This is a genomic window from Microcoleus sp. w1-18aA5 (assembly GCF_036701705.1).
In the GTDB taxonomy this organism is placed as follows: domain Bacteria; phylum Cyanobacteriota; class Cyanobacteriia; order Cyanobacteriales; family Microcoleaceae; genus Microcoleus.
On sequence record NZ_JAUPTE010000061.1, the window covers coordinates 1 to 16925 of the forward strand.

Consider the following 16925-nt stretch of genomic DNA (forward strand, 5'->3'; position numbering starts at 1 on the left):
TGCTTAAGCTTCGGTGCGCCTACCTTAACGGATCAATATCCGTTTGATGCTCAAAAGCGCAAAACCGGGATGCTCCCTTTCTGCCTGTCCAATTATTTGGGCTACTTCATTTGTAATATCCATGTTTAAACTCGAATCCTATTAATACCTGTTGTTTTAATAAATTTGCCTAGACTTAAATGTCTTGGTTCATTAACCCCATTATAAATCCATAATTCTGCATTAGGATTATCTAAAGTATCTTGTTCAGAGGTATAGTAAACAATCACCGCTCGATTGTCCGGCTGTCTTACAACAACTTCTACGAAAACGCGATCGCCGCTACCCAACCTTTTAGCCAAACTTTTCTGGATGCCCTCACACGCTTTGACGCTACAATCTGCCTCATCACCGACTCATCCCATCCCATCATTCCCACTTTCTCACCTCAATACCTCCACCTGATCGAATCTATACTTACCTGGCTGCAACGCACTCTATTAGAAAACTAGCCGATAAAACTTAGTCTTCAGATTTTATATTACTCCCAGTAATTTTCCCAATCATCCTTAAAAGCTTGCTGCAGCCTCTGCATATACGCATCAGTCTTAATCTTCACCATCCACAGATTATTAGCATTGCCGCCTCCCTTGCACACAACACCTTCATCCACACCGTATTTCCCCTTGCGAAGATCATCCATAAACTTGCCCGTCAGTTTGCCGCGATAAATCACTCGCGCAATATTTAATGTACCAAAATCCTGAATAAACAGATCGGGAACAACCATACCGCCCTCAGTTTCCACATCAAAAAGCACCAGTTGTTTGCGATCGTCCTTTTGGTGCCTTCCCGCAAACGAGCTAGCACCAAAAAACTCTGTAAACACAGTAATTTTAGGGCAGTGATACTGTTCGTTCTCTCGAAATATAGACTCTAACGGACTAGCAAAGTCTCTTTTAAATATTTCCGGTGCTGCTTCTAAACCTGGATGTGCAGCATTAAATTCTGCAATTCTCATCTCATCCAAATCAAATCTACTGCGGCGCGTACCAAAAGCATACCAACCGAGTTCAACTTCCCAAACCCAATGCAAATTAGTACCATCGTACTTCTCAAAAGCTATACATTGTTCATGAGGGCAATTTTTACTATCGGGAATTTTGGGATAGGCAAGTTGAACTCGTGTCATATCAATCACCAATAATCAAACTCGTTTGTAGTGAGGATTTTAGTCGCTATTAAGCTGTGCATTTAAATTGCAAGGTAAAATAGTTTTTCACTTTTGTGAAGTGGGCAGGAGAGCCTGCACTCAACATACAGTTTAAATGCACAACAGCTTACCTAAAAATATTAAGATTTGACTAAAATCCTCACTACAAACTTTATGTGGTTTTTAACACTTTCCCCCCTTCCCCTTCTAGTTAAAAATCCCTCAATTGAGCAGTTTGAACCGCAAGTTCTTTAATCAGGGCACCGCGGCGCACCTTCAGTTTTAGAATTTGACCGATTTGGCTGTTTTCCACTAAATTTTGCAACTGTTCGGGTTCAGTCACTCCCTCGCCGTCAATTTGAACGATGACATCTCCCTTACGAATCCCTGCTTCCTCAGCAGGCGTATTTGGCACAACTCGCATCACTAACACCCCTTTGACTTCCGGCACAATCAAAGGAGCATTGGGGTCAGAATTATTCTCTCTGGCCATTTCAGGGGTCAAAGCAATCATCTGAATCCCCAAAAACGGATGGCTGACTTGTTCTCCCTTGGCTAACTGCGCGTAGATGGCCTTGGCTTTGGCGATCGGAATCGCAAACCCAATACCCATTGCATCAGCTCGAATCGCCGTGTTGATGCCAATCACTTCTCCTCTGCTATTTAACAGGGGGCCGCCGGAATTGCCGGGATTGATGGCGGCGTCGGTTTGAATGAAATCAAGGCGCTTGTCGGGAATGCCGACGGCTGCACTAGAGCGTTTGAGGGTGCTGATAATGCCCAAGGTGACGGTGTTGTCAAATCCGAGGGGGTTGCCCACGGCGATCGCCCAATCTCCCACTTTCACCGCGTCGGAATCTCCCAAGATGGCAGTCGGCAAGTCTAATTGCTTAGTATTAATTTTGACAACAGCCAAATCTGTTACTTCGTCAGTACCTTGCACTTCTCCTGGAAATGTCCTGCCGTCGTTTAAGGTGACAGTCACTCGATCGGCTTTGTCAACTACGTGAGCGTTGGTTAAAACAATCCCGCTTTTGTCGATGATGAAGCCCGAACCTTGACCGCGTAAGCGTTCTTGTCTGGGGGTCATGCTCCGTAAATCTTCTCCCAAAAATCTGCGGAAGAAGGGGTCTTCCATTAAAGGGTCGAGGTTGCGACTGACAGTGCGCTCGGTATCAATACGAACAACTGCTGGCCCGACTCGATCGACAGCGGCGGTCACAAAACTGCCGGTATCCCCCGGGAGTTCAGGACTCCGCAGCGCTAACAATTGCGGATTCGCGGCGGTGGCTGGGAAACTTTGGAACTGTAATTTGGGCGGATTGCTGCCATCAGCGGCAGCAGCGGGTGCAGCATTGATTGTTAACGCACTCAGGGCGATCGTCATTCCTAAAATTAGGGCGAACCAACGAGCACCGATTCGAGGTGCGGGCCGAAAAAACTTAAATAGTCGCATAGCGTCAATCTTTGTTAGTCTGGGTTAGTCTGGTAAAGGTGTGCGATCGTGCGGACTCAATAATCTGCCATTATGAAGATCCTAAATGTATTTAGACAGTTACAATACATGAGTCACGAGCCCGCACCAACTCAACATATTCTGAATTCTAACTTTTAAAAATTTCTCTCGTAACCCCAATGATTATATCTGATACTTCTACTGACAAATCCTTGCCCTCAAATTCCCACCACCACCATCACGACGATCAATCAGTCCACCCTCACCATCACGATGAAGAATCGATGCGACGGCTGGTAAATCGCTTGTCTCGGATTGAGGGGCACGTCCGCGGCATTAAAACAATGGTGCAAGAAAACCGTCCCTGTCCCGAAGTTCTGGTGCAAGTTGCTGCGGTGCGAGGCGCGCTCGATCGCGTAGCGAGAATCATTCTTGACGAACACTTAACCGAGTGCATTGCCCGAGCCGCTAAAGAAGGTAATATCGATACGGAAATCGAAGAATTGAAAGCGGCTTTGGATCGGTTTTTGCCTTAGCCACTGCCAATTTTTCCATCCATATAACAAAACTTGCAAATTAGACAAAACTTGCAAGTTATGCTTTCTAACCAATTTTTTAAGCATCTTTCACAAACGCGGGAAAAGCATCAAATCTTCTCCCCTTCACCCCATTGCCACAACATACAATTTATATGCTCCGCAGTTTATGAGAGCGAGTTTTGTTAAAAAAGAATTAGTCCAGTTTGTCGTGATGACGCAACTCCTCAAAATCTTCAAAAGCTGACGGCAAACAATTAGATAATCGGTGCTTAATCCTACGTGGTATGAACAGTCTAGACTTTCGTCAGCTTAGCTTTGAGCTGGTATCTGACTGTTGCGTAAACGGCTTTATAGGAAGCCTCGATGCTATATTCCTGCTGCAACCACTCTTGAATTTCTCCATAGCTTTTAAAGCCTTTATGGGGGTCGCTGAGGCGCATTGCCAAACTAGCGCGTGCCAGCGGAGGAATGGCCGGCTTGCGGCCGCCGCTGTGCTTTGTTTCGAGGAGTCCTTCTAGTCCATCAGATCTGTACTTTCTCAGCCACCGCTGCACTGTAATTCGATTTACCCCAATGGTCATTGCCAATTCTTTAACTGTCTTAACATGACAAATTTTGAACAGGTAAAGTGCTTGAATTTTTTGAAAGCCGCTTGCCGTTTTTTGTTCAGTTAACAGGTTTTTTAGCTCTTCACTTGTCTCTGTGATGCTAAGTTTACATACTCCAGCCATATCAATTACCTCACGATTCGCGTTCTACAATACCTTTGTTTGACAAGGGAGCGAAAGCTGCTCCTATCCTAAATGCTGACCTTTTGTTTGCCCTGAAGCAATACAAAAGCGATCGTTCTCATTAAACTTTTTCCTTCCTGGAGGCAGTCAGACGCTCAGAAACCGGATTATTTTAACCTGGAGCAAGGTTGCCATGATTTTTTTGGGTAAAAAACCCGGTTTCTGGATCATTTTTGTATTTGATGGACAAGCGTCATTGCTAATAGTGATAGCAGTGAACCGCTCGACTGTAACATTACCGGCAATAGGTGACTCTTAAGGAATACCATTTATTCTCTTATTGTTAAACATTTATCATGGTTTTCCTGGTATTTATTGGTATTTTTTGCGAACGTATAAGCGATTTTTAGCCATTAGGTGCTAGCAAACAGGGGAATGTCTGTACACCAGCGATCGCATTTTTCTACAGACATTTCCCTCGCCCCCGAAGTACATTTTTGGCTTTCGCTGTGCGAAAAATCCTTAGATCTCAGCACTCTCATCGGTCAGAGCGCGTAGCGCCGAGTGACCTTGCAACCGACTTTCTTGCCGCGGGCAAGTATCCGTGAAACTACTGGCTTTATCGCCAATTTAGTAAAACACGACAAGGGTGGCATTGTCAATTTATCAGCATTACAGTATAAGTATGGGCTATTTTTGCCCGCCTGCTGTGATCGAAAGCAAAGTTTCTATGTGATACTACTAGCTTTTTTTTGTGATCTAGGTCACACGCTTACTCAGTAAGCTCAACTACCCATAAAAAGTTATGGCTGGGATCGGAGTTTCCACGTAGAATCTTTGGGCTTTAGTTAGGAAGTGCGATCAAACTTGTTGTTAAAATTTTTAAATTTTAATTGGTAACCAAAGGGAAAAGAGAATGCAGCTTTGTCCTTCACCCTCACCAAACCATCTAATTTATACTCAAACCTTGCAGATTGAGGGAAGTTTCACCCAGGGTGTGAATATTTCAGAATCTAAAATTGCAGAACATCCGGTGCAACCAGCTTGCTGACAGTATTCTTCATTTAAAAGGTGTAGAGAAGCCACAATGAACGTTGACGAACTGCTCAAGCTATACGCAATAGGAGAAAGAAATTTTAGCGGGGTCTACCTGCACGAGGTCTACCTCTACGAAGCAGAATTGATTGGAGCCAATCTGTATGAAGCCGACCTGATTGGAGCCAATCTCAGCAAAGCCAAACTCAACAGAGTCAACTTTGGCAAAGCCAATTTGTGCAAAATTAATTTGAGCAAAGCAGACTTAGGTGGAGCCGACCTCACAGAAGCACTTTTACTTGAAGCTAACCTGAATCGAGCTGAGTTGATGGGAGCAAATCTCAGCAAAGCAGACTTGAGCGGAGCTTCCCTGATCCAAGCAACATTAATTGGAGCCAACATATCTCGCGCAACACTCGGCCGTGCAGACTTGCACGGAGTAAATCTTTACGGAGTAAACTTGCGTAGGGCGGTGCTCACAGAATGCGATTTAATTGGCGCAAACTTGAGTAAAGTAGACCTTAGCGGAGCCGACTTAATGGGGGCGAGTCTAATTAGGGCAGACTTGACTGAAGCGATTTTAAGTGCGTCAGACTTAAGCGGAGCAAACCTGTTGGGAGCAAACCTTACAAAAGTCAACCTGAGCGGAGTATATCTTAAGGGTACAACGATGCCCGACGGCACGATTCACGACTAATTTATTTGTTAATTTTTATGGTTGCCGAGAACAGCGGCTAAAGGGTAATGAGCTTTTCATTACCCTAATTTATTGGCAGCGAAATCTTTATTTGACACTAAGGTAAGGCCGAGAACTTCAATGTAGGGTGCTGATGGCGCACAGAACTCCTACATACGCCAAGTCAAAGATTTGTTGGGTGAACTTGTGTTATGGTGATTTTCAATTGCTTCGAGAAAAGCTATTTTAGATTTAATATTTTGGATTTGGGACGGTTAAAATGAAACTCAGAATCCTCGCTGCTGCAACGCTGCTGAGCGCGATCGCCCCGATCGCTCCTGCACCCGCCGAGAACATCCAACACACGCAACAATTACTAGCCACCCGACAGTGCCCCAACTGCGACCTCAGCAGTGCGGGCTTGGTTTTAGCCAATTTAACCGGAGCCAATCTCAAAGGTGCTGACTTAAGGTTGGCTAACCTCAGTCGAGCCAACCTTACCGGGGCTGACCTCAGCGGTGCCAACCTCAGCGGCACCAGCCTGTTTGGCGTCAACCTGACGGGGGCCAACCTCAGCGGTGCGAACCTCAGCGGTGCTGACTTGAGAAGTGCCTATCTCAGCGACGCCAATTTGCAAGGCGCTAATTTAACTAACGCGCAACTGCTCGGAGTTAGAGGAATGCCAACCAATATCGGCACCGCTGAAGACTTCTACCGGTTGGGAGTGCTGGAAGCTCAAGCAGGAAACTACAGAAACGCCATTGATTATTACAATCAAGCGCTGAATCTGAAATCGGATTTAGCCGCCGTTTATTTTGCGCGCAGTATGTCTCGCGCTGACTTGGGAGACTTCGCCGGCGCGACTCAAGACGCTGCAATAGCAAACAAACTCTTTGCAGATCAAGGAAATCCCCAAGGTCAGGAGTTGTCAAAGCAGTTAGGCGAAGCCATTGTTGCACGCCAAAAGCCTACGGAACCCCGCACTTCCAGCCGCGGCGACTTTATGAGTCTTCTCGGTTCGATCGGTTCTGTGCTGGTGAAGCTAATCTTGCCTTAAAGACTTGTGAACGGCCTGCTCCAACCAATTTTCATGCTGCGCCAACCCAAGCGATGCAGAGCGTTTCATACACCCATCTGGCTTTACTAAACCCCTAATGTCTGTAAGCCAGGTATACTTAGCCTAGTCTGGATATATCTGTCTAGGCTAGTTTAACTATTGATAGTAATGATGCTTAGTAGTATGAATAGATTTGAAAATATATCAGTAAGGGGTTTTCGGCGTCTTCAAAATATTGAGCTTGAGATGAGAAATCTCATCGTCATGATTGGTGCAAACGGAGCAGGAAAAACTTCTTTTTTAGATGTTCTTTCAATACTAGCCGCTTCAGCCAGTGGAAATTTACAGAATTTATTGCAACTTAAAGGCGGCTTGAATGAAATTTTGACAAGAGGTAAAGTACAAGACCTTGAAATTAAAATTTCAATGCAAGTGCCAAAGGAACAACCTTTGAATTACAGCTTAACATTGTCACCCAAAGGTTTATCTTATGAAGTCAGAGACGAATATTTAACACAGCAGAGAGATCCAAGCAAAACGGAACCATTCAAGTATATTGAATCACAAGGTTTGGATATTAAATATTCTCCAGAAGAAAGAAGAGGATTTGTGAGACCGAGTTGGGAACACAATCCTCTTGAAACATCGCTTTCTCAAGTTCCTAAAATGTATCGCGAACCAGAGAACCTGAGAAAGAGCCTTGCTTCTTGCACATATTATGGAGCACTCGATGTTTCAGAGAAAAGTCCAATTCGTCTACCTCAAGCAATGCGCCCTGCAAAGTTGCCTGGAGCAAGCGGTGAAAACCTCGTTTCCTGTCTTTACGACCTTCGGGAAACCGATCGTGACCGTTTTGAAATGGTTGAAAATATCATTTCTGCTGCCTTTCCAGATTTCGAGCGATTAAACTTTCCTCCGGTTGCCGCAGGAACTATGTCTATGACTTGGACAGATAGAAATTTTCCTCAGCCTTTCTATGTCCATGAGTTATCAGAGGGAACGCTGCGTTTCCTCTGGTTGGTTGCGCTGCTGCAAAGTCAAACTTTAACAACCGTCACGTTGCTAGATGAACCAGAAGTTAGCCTACACCCGGAACTCTTAAGACACTTAGTTTATCTAATGAGAGAAGCTTCAAAACACACTCAACTGATAGTTGCAACACACTCAGATCGACTCATCAGATTTCTTGAGCCAAGCGAAGTTTTGGTCTGTGACCTAGAAGAAGGTGAGGCAAAAATGAGGTGGGGTGACACTTTTAATCTGGATAAATGGTTAGAAGATTACAGTCTTGACCAGGTTTGGGAAATGAATGTGATGGGTGGCCGTCCATGAGAATTGCTATTTTGGTTGAAGGTGCTACTGAAATGGCATTTAGAAAGAAGCTTCATGAGTTTCTGCAAAGTCGTTTAGAGCAAAAAATGCCCAGACTAGACTTTAAACCACAACATGGTGGAATTCCCAAGGAAGGGAAACTTAAGAAAATAGTTGAAACTCTCCTCGATAATGATGGCTATGATGCTGTAATTGCACTTACAGACGTTTATACCGGAAAACCGGACTTTAAAGATGCCAATGATGCTAAAGAGAAAATGAGGACATGGGTAGGTAAAAACCCAAAATTCTATCCTCACACAGCATCACATGATTTTGAAGCATGGCTTCTTCCCTACTGGACAACTATCCAGAAGCTAGCGAAACACAACCTTTCTGCTCCTAGCGGTTCGCCTGAAACAGTGAATCATCAAAAGCCACCTTACTATTGGATTAAGGAGATTTTTAGCTCTGGAAAACGCGGAAAAGACTATAACAAAGTGATTGATGGAATGGCTATTTTGAAAAACAACGATCTGATGATTGCGATTAAAGCTTGTCCAGAGCTAAAAGCTTTTGTGAATCGAATTATCTCTCTCTGCGATAAAGAAAAAATAATTTCTTGACGTAAAACGCGATCGCTGTTAATTACCCGAATTATCATCAAAGAAGTCGGGTATGTGGGTGTGTTGTTTTTTTAGGTTGTGCTACCTAATTCAGGGGAATCTCGATCCAGAACTCTGTACCATGACCGGGTACAGAAACACATTTAAGTACGCCTTGGTGTTTCTCAACTACAATTTGGTAACTGATAGACAGTCCTAAACCCGTGCCCCGACCGACGGGTTTAGTAGTAAAAAACGGATTAAATATATGAGAAATTAACTCTTTGGGGATGCCGTGACCATTGTCTGCAATGCAAATTCCTACCGTTTTTTCATCGATTAATTCAGTGCGAATCCGAATGCAAGGGGATGGGAAATCAGGAATTAAACACTCGGTGGTTGCCTGTATATCTCCTGACTCAATAGGCAGTATTTGGGAGCTTAAATGCGTTGCCGCTGCACTTGCGGCTTTAAAGGGAAGATCCATAACTCGCTCTTTTTTCCCCATTTCTAGGGCGTCAAGGGAATTACCGATCAGATTCATAAATACCTGATTGAGCGAGCTGGCATAGCATTCTACTAAGGGCAACTTGCCATATTCTTTAATAATTTCTACGGTGTTGTGATCAGAATTGGCTTTGATCCGGTGCTGCAAAATCAACAGGGTACTGTCGATGCCCTCGTGAATGTCAACGGCTTTTTTCTCGGCTTGATCGCTCCTGGAAAAATTACGCAAAGATACAACTAACTGGCGGATGCGCTCAACTCCGACCGTCATGGAACCCAAAATTTTTGGCAAATCTTCGGCAAGAAATTCGATGTCGATGGCTTCGGAACACTCGCTAATTTCTGGATTGGGATTGGGGTAGTGCTGGCGGTAGAGTTCCACCAAGCAGAGTAAATCTTTGGTGTATTCGCTGGCGTGGGACAGATTGCCGTAGATAAAGTTAACGGGGTTATTGATTTCGTGGGCGACTCCGGCCAGGAGTTGTCCGAGACTGGACATTTTTTCGGTTTGAATCAGTTGGGCTTGGGTATTGTGCAATTCTGTGACTGTTTTAGCTAGCTGTTCGGCTTTTAATCGATCGGCAGTTGCTGCATTGAGACTTTCTTGATAAAGTTCTGCTTGGTGAATGGCGATCGCAGCTTGAGCCGCTAAATGTTGCAGCAATTCCTGTTCTGCTGTGTGCCAAACTCTCGGTCCCGAACACTCATGGGCAATCAGCAACCCCCACAATTGGGAATCTTTGCCTCTCATGGGTACAATTAAACTTCCTCTCACCTGCAACTCTTCCAAAAATTCGCGGTGACAGGGTGTTAAATCCTCAGTATAAATATCATTAATTGCTCGCACCCGTCCGGCTCGATAAAAGCAGTCTGAGCCTTCGGGAAAGCATTCTTTTGGAGATGTGATACCTAAAATGGATCGCCACTCGCCACAAACAGCTTCGACAACTACCTCGCCCTGTTTGTCGGCCGCAAATTGGTAGATTACCGTGCGATCGGTATCCAACAAAACTCTGACTTCTCGCACAATAGTTTGCAGTATGATCTTTAAATCTAAGGTGCTGCAAATCTGGTCTCTAACTCGAGTCAATACTTTGGCAAAGTCCAAGGATTTTTGCAATTGGGCGGTGCGTTCTTGAACTTGGCGCTCCAAGTTGGCATTTAGGGTCTGCACTTCTTTATAAAGAACGTACTGCCCAATTGCCGAACAAAATTGGCTGCCTATAGCTAAAGCTTGCTCAATTTCCTCGTACTTCCACTCGGGCGACTGACCTTTTTTTATTTCTCGCCAGACTTCAAAGGATTGTCGGGGAAGGGTTTGTGCAGCGCTGGTGTCAAAGCGCCCCGCCCACATTTTTTCGGTATCAATTGCATTGCGAAAAATGGTCAAACAGCCGACTACTTGTTGTTTGTACTGGAGGGGAATTACCAGCAAACCCCTAATTTTAGTAGATTGGAAAGCGGGAACTAAAACTCTAAATAGAGGTTCTTTGTATAAGTCTGTAATTATCAAAACTGGGAAATGAGAATTAGTACAAATTGGAAATTTGGGAATTCCTTCGTTATTTTTGAATCCTTTGGTTAGCCATTCCTGCCAGAGGGGATGAGCTTCGATCGCCTTAACTTTTTCCCAGTTGGGAAGTGTCGGTTGTTCTCCTGTGGTGAACAGTTCAAAGGTAGCATCACTGTGGCCCGGGGCAATTGGCAATCCTCCTTCAATCTTGGGATTGGATAATTTTTCACCGTTGATTTTCGGCTGGTTGAGATAGAGTCTGCCGCCGCTACCGCCCAAAGCGGTGACGGTGGCTTCTAAACCTTGTTGCAGTTGAATGTTTACGTGACCATATAACAGGGCTGCTATGCGGCTCACGGTAGCTTCGCGGGCGGCTTGAGAGCGGGTTTGCTCGAGGAGGAGCGCGTGGGCTATAGCGCTAGATAATTGATCTGATACGAGCTGAACTACTTCTAAATCTGCTGGTGAAATATTGAGGGGCGCACAGTGGTGAGACACTAAAAGTCCCCACAGTTCGATGTGAATTTTTTGATTATTTCCTGGCTCGTATCGAGTCAGACACGTCGCGGCCTCGCAAATATCTGTTTTGCTGTTTGGCGAGGCGATCCTGCGGTGCAAAATCGGCACGACTAAGGAAGATTGCACTCCCATTGCCATCAGGTAAGCTGTGTGGCAAGGATCGAGCGATCTGTAGTGCATCTCTTCCTTTACTAAAGGTTGACCGGTGTCTGCAGCATCGAGGGGACTCAGGACGATCGTCCCTGAGTTAACATCTATTATTGTCCGCTGGCGCAAAGTGACATACATTTCCCTGGCGCTCGCGGGAATGTCGTCTGCTGGAAAGTGCAGCCCTTTCAAGGAAGGGAGATGGTTGTTATTAATTGACTCAGCAACAACTTCTCCGCTGCCGTCAGCACTAAACCTGTAAATCATAATGCGATCTGTTTTCAAAAAAGACCGCACTTCTGCTACCGTACTGGTTAAAATATCTTCTAATTCTAGAGATTGGCGGATGCGTTCTGTTATCCGCCGTATCAAAACTTCTCTGTCTAGTTTATAATGTAATTCTTGCGTATTTTCTCTGAGTTGCATAAATCTCCTTTTGTACTTATACAATGATAATAAGAAGTTTTGATGTGCTGTTGGATCGTTCAAACTCAAATGCCTCACCCTGAGTTTTTGACTCAACCGATCTGTACAATTAATGGCTAGCGCAACGTAGACAGACGACGGTGTATCGCCTCTGGCGCACTGGCGTAAGGAAAATCTGCGATCGCGCCAGTTTAATCCTTGCCTTCAACAGGCAGAGCGAGTTAAGCAAATAATTATTATTATTTTAATGCTCTTATAAAATTCTCGCAATCTTAAACTTTCACTATGAAAATTCTTCATTGTTAGGATAACTTGACATTTGTTGTATAACTTCATATAATGATAATTAACGAAAGAATTTGAGTTTCTCTCAGCGCCCCTGGCCCTGATTAATTTCTTGGCGCACGCTCATCAGAATTTTACCCAAATGATTTTGACCGGTTCTGTCGCAGCCACACCCCCAGTAGTAATCCGTTGGCGAATCCTCGACAATCACTCGATCCCCTGTGGCAAGAAGAATAGCTTGAATGTCTGTATGAGTGAGAAACTTAGTTAAAACTGCTTCGCGCATAATGGGAATTTTCACTGCTTCCCAATCAGCACGAATCCGGTGCTTGGGATCGCGACCTAACTTAGCGGCTTCTTGAGGAGTTGCTACGGCTTGAATCGCCGCCACTAATCTTTTATCTGTGCTGACAAATTTTTGGGCTTGATAGTAATGTTCCACAGTCAACCAATATTGACCGTGCAGAGAAATGTCGTGTAGTGAAAAATTAGAAAAGCAGCCATAAGGCTCCTCTACTTTATAAAAATAAATTATCATTTGATTTTAGATTTTAAATTTTACAGGATTTAGGCAAAATCCAATTATCTAGGGTGCTTAGGGGCGCACCTTACCGCTATTGGGAATGAGGAATTGAGAATAAGGAATTGGAATTTAAGAAGATTCTCTCTTCTTTCTTCCCTCAAAATCCATGCGTTAAATCCGTTGCCGAACTTCCTTCGTTCTAAAACGGCATCAGCTTTTTAAGAGCGCGGTTAGCGATATCGGCATAACGCAGTTCGCCACACAAAATTTTGCTCATCAACTGAGTAGTCATCGGCAATTTGACCCCCGCTCTGTAAGCAGCTCCTGTAAACTGATAGAATGCTATAGCCAAGCGACTGGCCCAAATCATATGAGTGTTCCATTCTTGGGCGATCGATTGAGTGTACGGCTCCTTAGCGTCGTCGGCACCTCCAAGAACTCGATCGATCGCCTCAGCAACCTTAAATCCGCTAACAATGGCAGGACGAATTCCTTCAGCGGACAACTGGTAATGGGTGATTGGTCATGGGGCAGGAGGAATTGGTAAGTTAATGAGTGTTAAATCTTGAGTTTTTAACTCACAACTCACAAATCATTAAGCGTCTGCTCGTTGTTGGCGGCCGTATCTCGGCAATCTCAAAACTCTTCCTATTCCCCCTGCCCAATTTCCCATTCCCTAAACAGTCGTGATATCTTTCTCTTTGGCTGCCAAAACTTCTTCTATTTTGGCAATGTACTTGTCCGTCAGCTTTTGAATTTTATCTTGCAAGTCGCGGGATTCATCTTTAGAGATATCGCTGCTTTTTTCCTGCTTGCGAATCGAGTCAACGGCATCGCGGCGGATATTGCGAATTGCAACTTTACCTTCTTCAGCAAACTTACTGGCCATTTTGACAAATTCTTGGCGTCTGTCGCTCGTCAGCGGCGGAATGTTCAAGCGAATAACTGAACCGTCGTTGTTGGGAACGAGTCCTACATCAGACAGGGAAATTGCTTTTTCGATCGAGGTAAGCGCTGTACGATCGAACGGTTGAATGGTGATCGTAGTCGCATCCGGGGTGCCGATGTTGGCAAGGGATTTGATCGGAGTTGGAGAGCCGTAGTAGTCTACCATGACTCGATCGAGGAGGGAGGCGTTGGCCCGTCCCGTCCGAATAGTATTAAAAGACCGTTGAGTAGCCTCAACTGCCTTTTGCATATGATCTTCTGATTCAGCTAACTTCACAAAAACCTCCGACAAGAGTTCCAATAGATTCTCCCATTACAGCTCGGTAGATGTTGCCCGACACCGAGAGGTCAAATACCATAATAGGAATATTATTTTCTTTGCAAAGGGCGATCGCCGTACTGTCCATCACCCGCAAATCTTGATTCAAGACGTGGGCATAGGTGAGGGTTTGATACCTGCGCGCGTTGGGGTTGAGGTGGGGGTCGGAATCGTACACCCCATCTACCTTAGTAGCTTTAAAAATCACCTCTGCATCAATTTCAGCAGCCCGCAAAGCGGCTGTAGTATCAGTAGTAAAAAAAGGGTTGCCAGAACCGGCACCAAAAATCACTACTCGTTTTTTTTCTAGGTGGCGAATTGCCCGCCGCCGGATGTAGGGTTCAGCTACTTCTTGCATGGCGATCGCCGATTGCACCCTCGTTGGCACTCCTGCTTGTTCCAGGGCATCCTGCAAAGTGATAGCATTCATCACCGTAGCAATCATACCCACATAATCAGCCGTTGCCCGATCCATCCCTGCCGAAGCAGCTTTCACGCCGCGAAAAATGTTGCCGCCACCGACAACAATCGCGATTTGAATGCCTTGGGACACGACTTTGGCCACTTCCTGGGCGATCGACTGAACGACTACCGGATCGATGCCGTAGCCCAAGCTGCCCATCAGCGCTTCACCGCTGAGCTTCAGCAAAACTCGCTGATATACCATCCCCATGCCGCCACTATTTTTTTACTCTTTTTGCCTCCACCATAAGATAGCAGTACGGGTGCATTTTGAACATCAATTGCCCGGAACAGACCCAAAAGTCTGTTCCGGGCAATTGACTGAGAACGGTTGACTAAATTTAATCCTTGGGGACGAAATTAAGAGCAGCAGAATTCATGCAGTAACGCTGACCAGTAGGTTTCGGCCCGTCGTTAAATACGTGACCGAGATGAGAGTCACAGACAGCACACAGTACCTCCGTGCGGCGCATGAACAAGGTATTATCCGACTCGCACTTGACATTTTCTTCGCTAACTGGAGCGTAGAAACTCGGCCAACCGGTACCGGAATCGTACTTGGTTTCTGATTTAAATAGCTCAGTGCCGCAGCAAATACACTTATAAATTCCGGTTTTTTTGTTGTCGTGATATTCGCCGCTAAAAGCTCTTTCCGTTCCTTTTTTGCGGGTGACTTTAAATTGTTCTGGCGTGAGTTGTTGTTGCCATTCTGCGTCGGTTTTTTGAACTTTCTGAGTCATGATTTGATGTTTTGTTAAGAGGGATTTAGCTGTTGAGTGTTGACTGTTAACTGTTGAGTGTTGACTGTTAACGGTATATTGCTAGTTAACTCAGCCTTCCATTAATATTAACCTAATTGGCTCCAAATGAACATACCAGGGAAAAGGATTGTCCTTAATAGTCCTCCACTTTTCCTTGAAAACTTCGGCTTGCAAGTGATAATCTTGGGAATCATTGGGAGGCGAGTGCAATTTGAGATATAATGTCACCCGGTGCGGAGTTTCCACAGTTGAGGCGATCCAACAAGCAAAAGTATTTTCACGATCGCACCCGCTAACAAAAATCAGTTGATGAGCCCGAATTCCCACAGAAACTAGAGATTTGGGAATTGGTTCGACTACAGTCAGAGTACAGCCCCAGTCGATCGCCTCCACGAGAGTTACGGAGATCGGTTTAGCTGCTGAGAAATTCTTGCAGCCCGTCAACTGGGCGACGGTGAAGTTGCGCGGGCGATCGAAAATGTTCTCTTTGGTATCAAAGGCGATCGGCTTTCCCTCCGCCAACACCAACAGATTTTTGCACAGCCGGTAAACTTCCTCTAAATTGTGGCTCACAAACAAAGTAATACCCCGATAATTAGCCAGAGTCTGCATTAACTCCCGTTCAAGTTGACTGCGTAAGTGAGTGTCCAAAGCAGAAAACGGTTCGTCTAACAGCAGCAATTCTGGAGAAGGGGCGATCGCCCTAGCCAAAGCCACCCGTTGCTGTTGGCCCCCCGAAAGTTCGTGCGGGTAGCGGTTTTCCAATCCAGACATTTGCACCGAAATTAGTTGTTCTTTTACCCGAAGTTTTTGCTCGCTTTCAGATAAATGTTGCAAGCCAAACGCAATATTTTCAGCCACAGTCAGGTGAGGAAATAAAGCATAGTTTTGAAACAAAAAACCGATGCGACGGTCTTTAGAAGGTACATTAATGCCGTGTGCTGAGTCAAATAAAACCTTGCCGTTGACTGCAATTTTACCGCTGCTGGGAGTTTCCAAACCAGCGATGCAGCGCAGAGTCATGCTTTTGCCGGAACCCGACGCGCCCAAAATTCCCAGCACTTCCGGGCCGATATCGAAGCCGACATCCAAGGCAAAGCTGGAGAGAGGTTTAAAAATGCTTAAACAAAGTCCGCTTTTCGGGTGTTGTTGGGATTTTGTGGTAAAACTAGACGCGACTTTAGGAATATTTGATTGCAATCTATAACTCGAATTCGGTTTGGGCGATCTCTTTTGTAAATCAGTCCAAAAATTAACAGCAGTTAGCACGCTCAAAGAAATACTCAGAATAATCAAAACCCAAATAGCAGCTTGCCTCATATCCCCAGCTTCCACAGCAAAATAAATTGCCATCGGGATAGTTTGAGTTTGTCCGGGAATATTCCCAGCTAACATCAAAGTCGCGCCGAATTCACCCAAAGCGCGGGCAAATGCGAGAATAGTTCCTGCTAAAATTCCCGGCCATGCTAGCGGCAACATAATGCGCCAAAAAACTTGCCACTCTGAGGCCCCCAAAGTGCGGGCTGCATTGAGAAGATTGGCATCAATTTGCTCAAAAGCTCCCAAAGCAGTTTTGTACATGAGGGGAAATGATACAACTGTGGCAGTAATGGCGGCGGCTTGCCAAGTGAAAATTATAGTTAAGTCGAATTGTAGCAAAAATTGCCCGATCGCCCCATTCCTCCCAAACAGCAGCAGCAGCAAAAATCCCACTACTGTCGGCGGCAAAACTAAGGGAGAAATGAAAATGCCTTCAATTAAAGCTTTACCTCTGATGCGAGTTGAAAGCATCCACCGGGCGGCGACTATTCCCAGAAAAAAGGTGATAAATGTCGCAATAGCGGAGGATTTTAGAGATATCCAGAGCGGAGAAATATCAAATTCCATCTATAAATACATCCGCGTTAATCAGC

At 45.1% G+C, this 16925-nt stretch carries 17 protein-coding genes; 7 read left to right on the top strand and 10 right to left on the bottom strand.

The window, feature by feature from the left end:
• The first annotated feature begins 242 nt into the window (after window positions 1-242).
• Window positions 243-491, top strand: a complete 249-nt coding sequence (locus Q5691_RS19945) for an NACHT C-terminal alpha/beta 1 domain-containing protein (protein ID WP_333346539.1) — start codon at window positions 243-245, stop codon at window positions 489-491.
• Between the two features lie 29 nt (window positions 492-520).
• On the opposite strand, the gene Q5691_RS19950 is transcribed toward Q5691_RS19945, so the two are convergent.
• The gene (locus Q5691_RS19950) at window positions 521-1171 is read right to left on the bottom strand and encodes an RNA ligase family protein (RefSeq protein ID WP_333346542.1); all 651 of its coding nucleotides are present in this window, start codon (window positions 1169-1171) and stop codon (window positions 521-523) included.
• Window positions 1172-1403: 232 nt separating this feature from the next.
• Window positions 1404-2648 (bottom strand): HhoA/HhoB/HtrA family serine endopeptidase, encoded by a 1245-nt coding sequence (locus Q5691_RS19955; protein ID WP_333346545.1) that lies wholly within the window; start codon window positions 2646-2648, stop codon window positions 1404-1406.
• Window positions 2649-2827: 179 nt separating this feature from the next.
• On the opposite strand from Q5691_RS19955, the gene Q5691_RS19960 reads away from it, so the two are divergent.
• The gene (locus Q5691_RS19960; protein WP_333084317.1) at window positions 2828-3184 is read left to right on the top strand and encodes a metal-sensitive transcriptional regulator; all 357 of its coding nucleotides are present in this window, start codon (window positions 2828-2830) and stop codon (window positions 3182-3184) included.
• 296 nt (window positions 3185-3480) lie between these two features.
• On the opposite strand, the gene Q5691_RS19965 is transcribed toward Q5691_RS19960, so the two are convergent.
• Window positions 3481-3918, bottom strand: a complete 438-nt coding sequence (locus Q5691_RS19965; protein ID WP_333084315.1) for a helix-turn-helix domain-containing protein — start codon at window positions 3916-3918, stop codon at window positions 3481-3483.
• A gap of 435 nt (window positions 3919-4353) precedes the next feature.
• Between Q5691_RS19965 and Q5691_RS19970 the strand changes: the two genes are divergently transcribed.
• From Q5691_RS19970 to Q5691_RS19990, 5 genes are all read left to right on the top strand, one after another.
• A complete protein-coding gene (locus Q5691_RS19970; protein WP_333208990.1) occupies window positions 4354-4476 on the top strand; it encodes a hypothetical protein in 123 nt (40 codons plus the stop codon).
• A 529-nt stretch (window positions 4477-5005) separates the two neighbouring features.
• Complete coding sequence (locus tag Q5691_RS19975) at window positions 5006-5650, top strand: pentapeptide repeat-containing protein (RefSeq protein ID WP_333208993.1); 645 nt, start codon at window positions 5006-5008, stop codon at window positions 5648-5650.
• A gap of 259 nt (window positions 5651-5909) precedes the next feature.
• The gene (locus Q5691_RS19980; RefSeq protein ID WP_333208995.1) at window positions 5910-6686 is read left to right on the top strand and encodes a pentapeptide repeat-containing protein; all 777 of its coding nucleotides are present in this window, start codon (window positions 5910-5912) and stop codon (window positions 6684-6686) included.
• Window positions 6687-6869: 183 nt separating this feature from the next.
• Window positions 6870-8018 (top strand): AAA family ATPase, encoded by a 1149-nt coding sequence (locus tag Q5691_RS19985; protein WP_333346548.1) that lies wholly within the window; start codon window positions 6870-6872, stop codon window positions 8016-8018.
• Window positions 8015-8623 (top strand): DUF4276 family protein, encoded by a 609-nt coding sequence (locus Q5691_RS19990; protein ID WP_333346551.1) that lies wholly within the window; start codon window positions 8015-8017, stop codon window positions 8621-8623. The genes Q5691_RS19985 and Q5691_RS19990 overlap by 4 nt, the downstream gene beginning before the upstream one ends.
• A gap of 85 nt (window positions 8624-8708) precedes the next feature.
• Here Q5691_RS19990 and Q5691_RS19995 read toward each other — a convergent pair whose 3' ends face one another.
• From Q5691_RS19995 to modB, 7 genes are all read right to left on the bottom strand, one after another.
• Entirely contained in the window at window positions 8709-11714 is a 3006-nt protein-coding gene (locus tag Q5691_RS19995; RefSeq protein WP_333346554.1) for a GAF domain-containing protein, read from the bottom strand.
• 370 nt (window positions 11715-12084) lie between these two features.
• The gene (locus Q5691_RS20000) at window positions 12085-12537 is read right to left on the bottom strand and encodes an NADAR family protein (protein WP_333208998.1); all 453 of its coding nucleotides are present in this window, start codon (window positions 12535-12537) and stop codon (window positions 12085-12087) included.
• Between the two features lie 184 nt (window positions 12538-12721).
• A complete protein-coding gene (locus tag Q5691_RS20005; RefSeq protein ID WP_333209001.1) occupies window positions 12722-13027 on the bottom strand; it encodes a hypothetical protein in 306 nt (101 codons plus the stop codon).
• Window positions 13028-13198: 171 nt separating this feature from the next.
• Entirely contained in the window at window positions 13199-13747 is a 549-nt protein-coding gene (gene frr / locus Q5691_RS20010; protein WP_333209003.1) for a ribosome recycling factor, read from the bottom strand.
• Complete coding sequence (gene pyrH / locus Q5691_RS20015) at window positions 13734-14462, bottom strand: UMP kinase (RefSeq protein WP_071884014.1); 729 nt, start codon at window positions 14460-14462, stop codon at window positions 13734-13736. The genes frr and pyrH overlap by 14 nt, the downstream gene beginning before the upstream one ends.
• Window positions 14463-14592: 130 nt before the next feature.
• On the bottom strand, window positions 14593-14991 hold the full coding sequence (gene msrB / locus Q5691_RS20020; RefSeq protein ID WP_333346558.1) for a peptide-methionine (R)-S-oxide reductase MsrB: 399 nt from the start codon (window positions 14989-14991) through the stop codon (window positions 14593-14595).
• A 90-nt stretch (window positions 14992-15081) separates the two neighbouring features.
• Window positions 15082-16899: a molybdate ABC transporter permease subunit gene (gene modB / locus Q5691_RS20025; RefSeq protein WP_333346561.1), complete on the bottom strand. Its 1818-nt coding sequence runs from the start codon at window positions 16897-16899 to the stop codon at window positions 15082-15084.
• Window positions 16900-16925 lie beyond the last annotated feature (26 nt).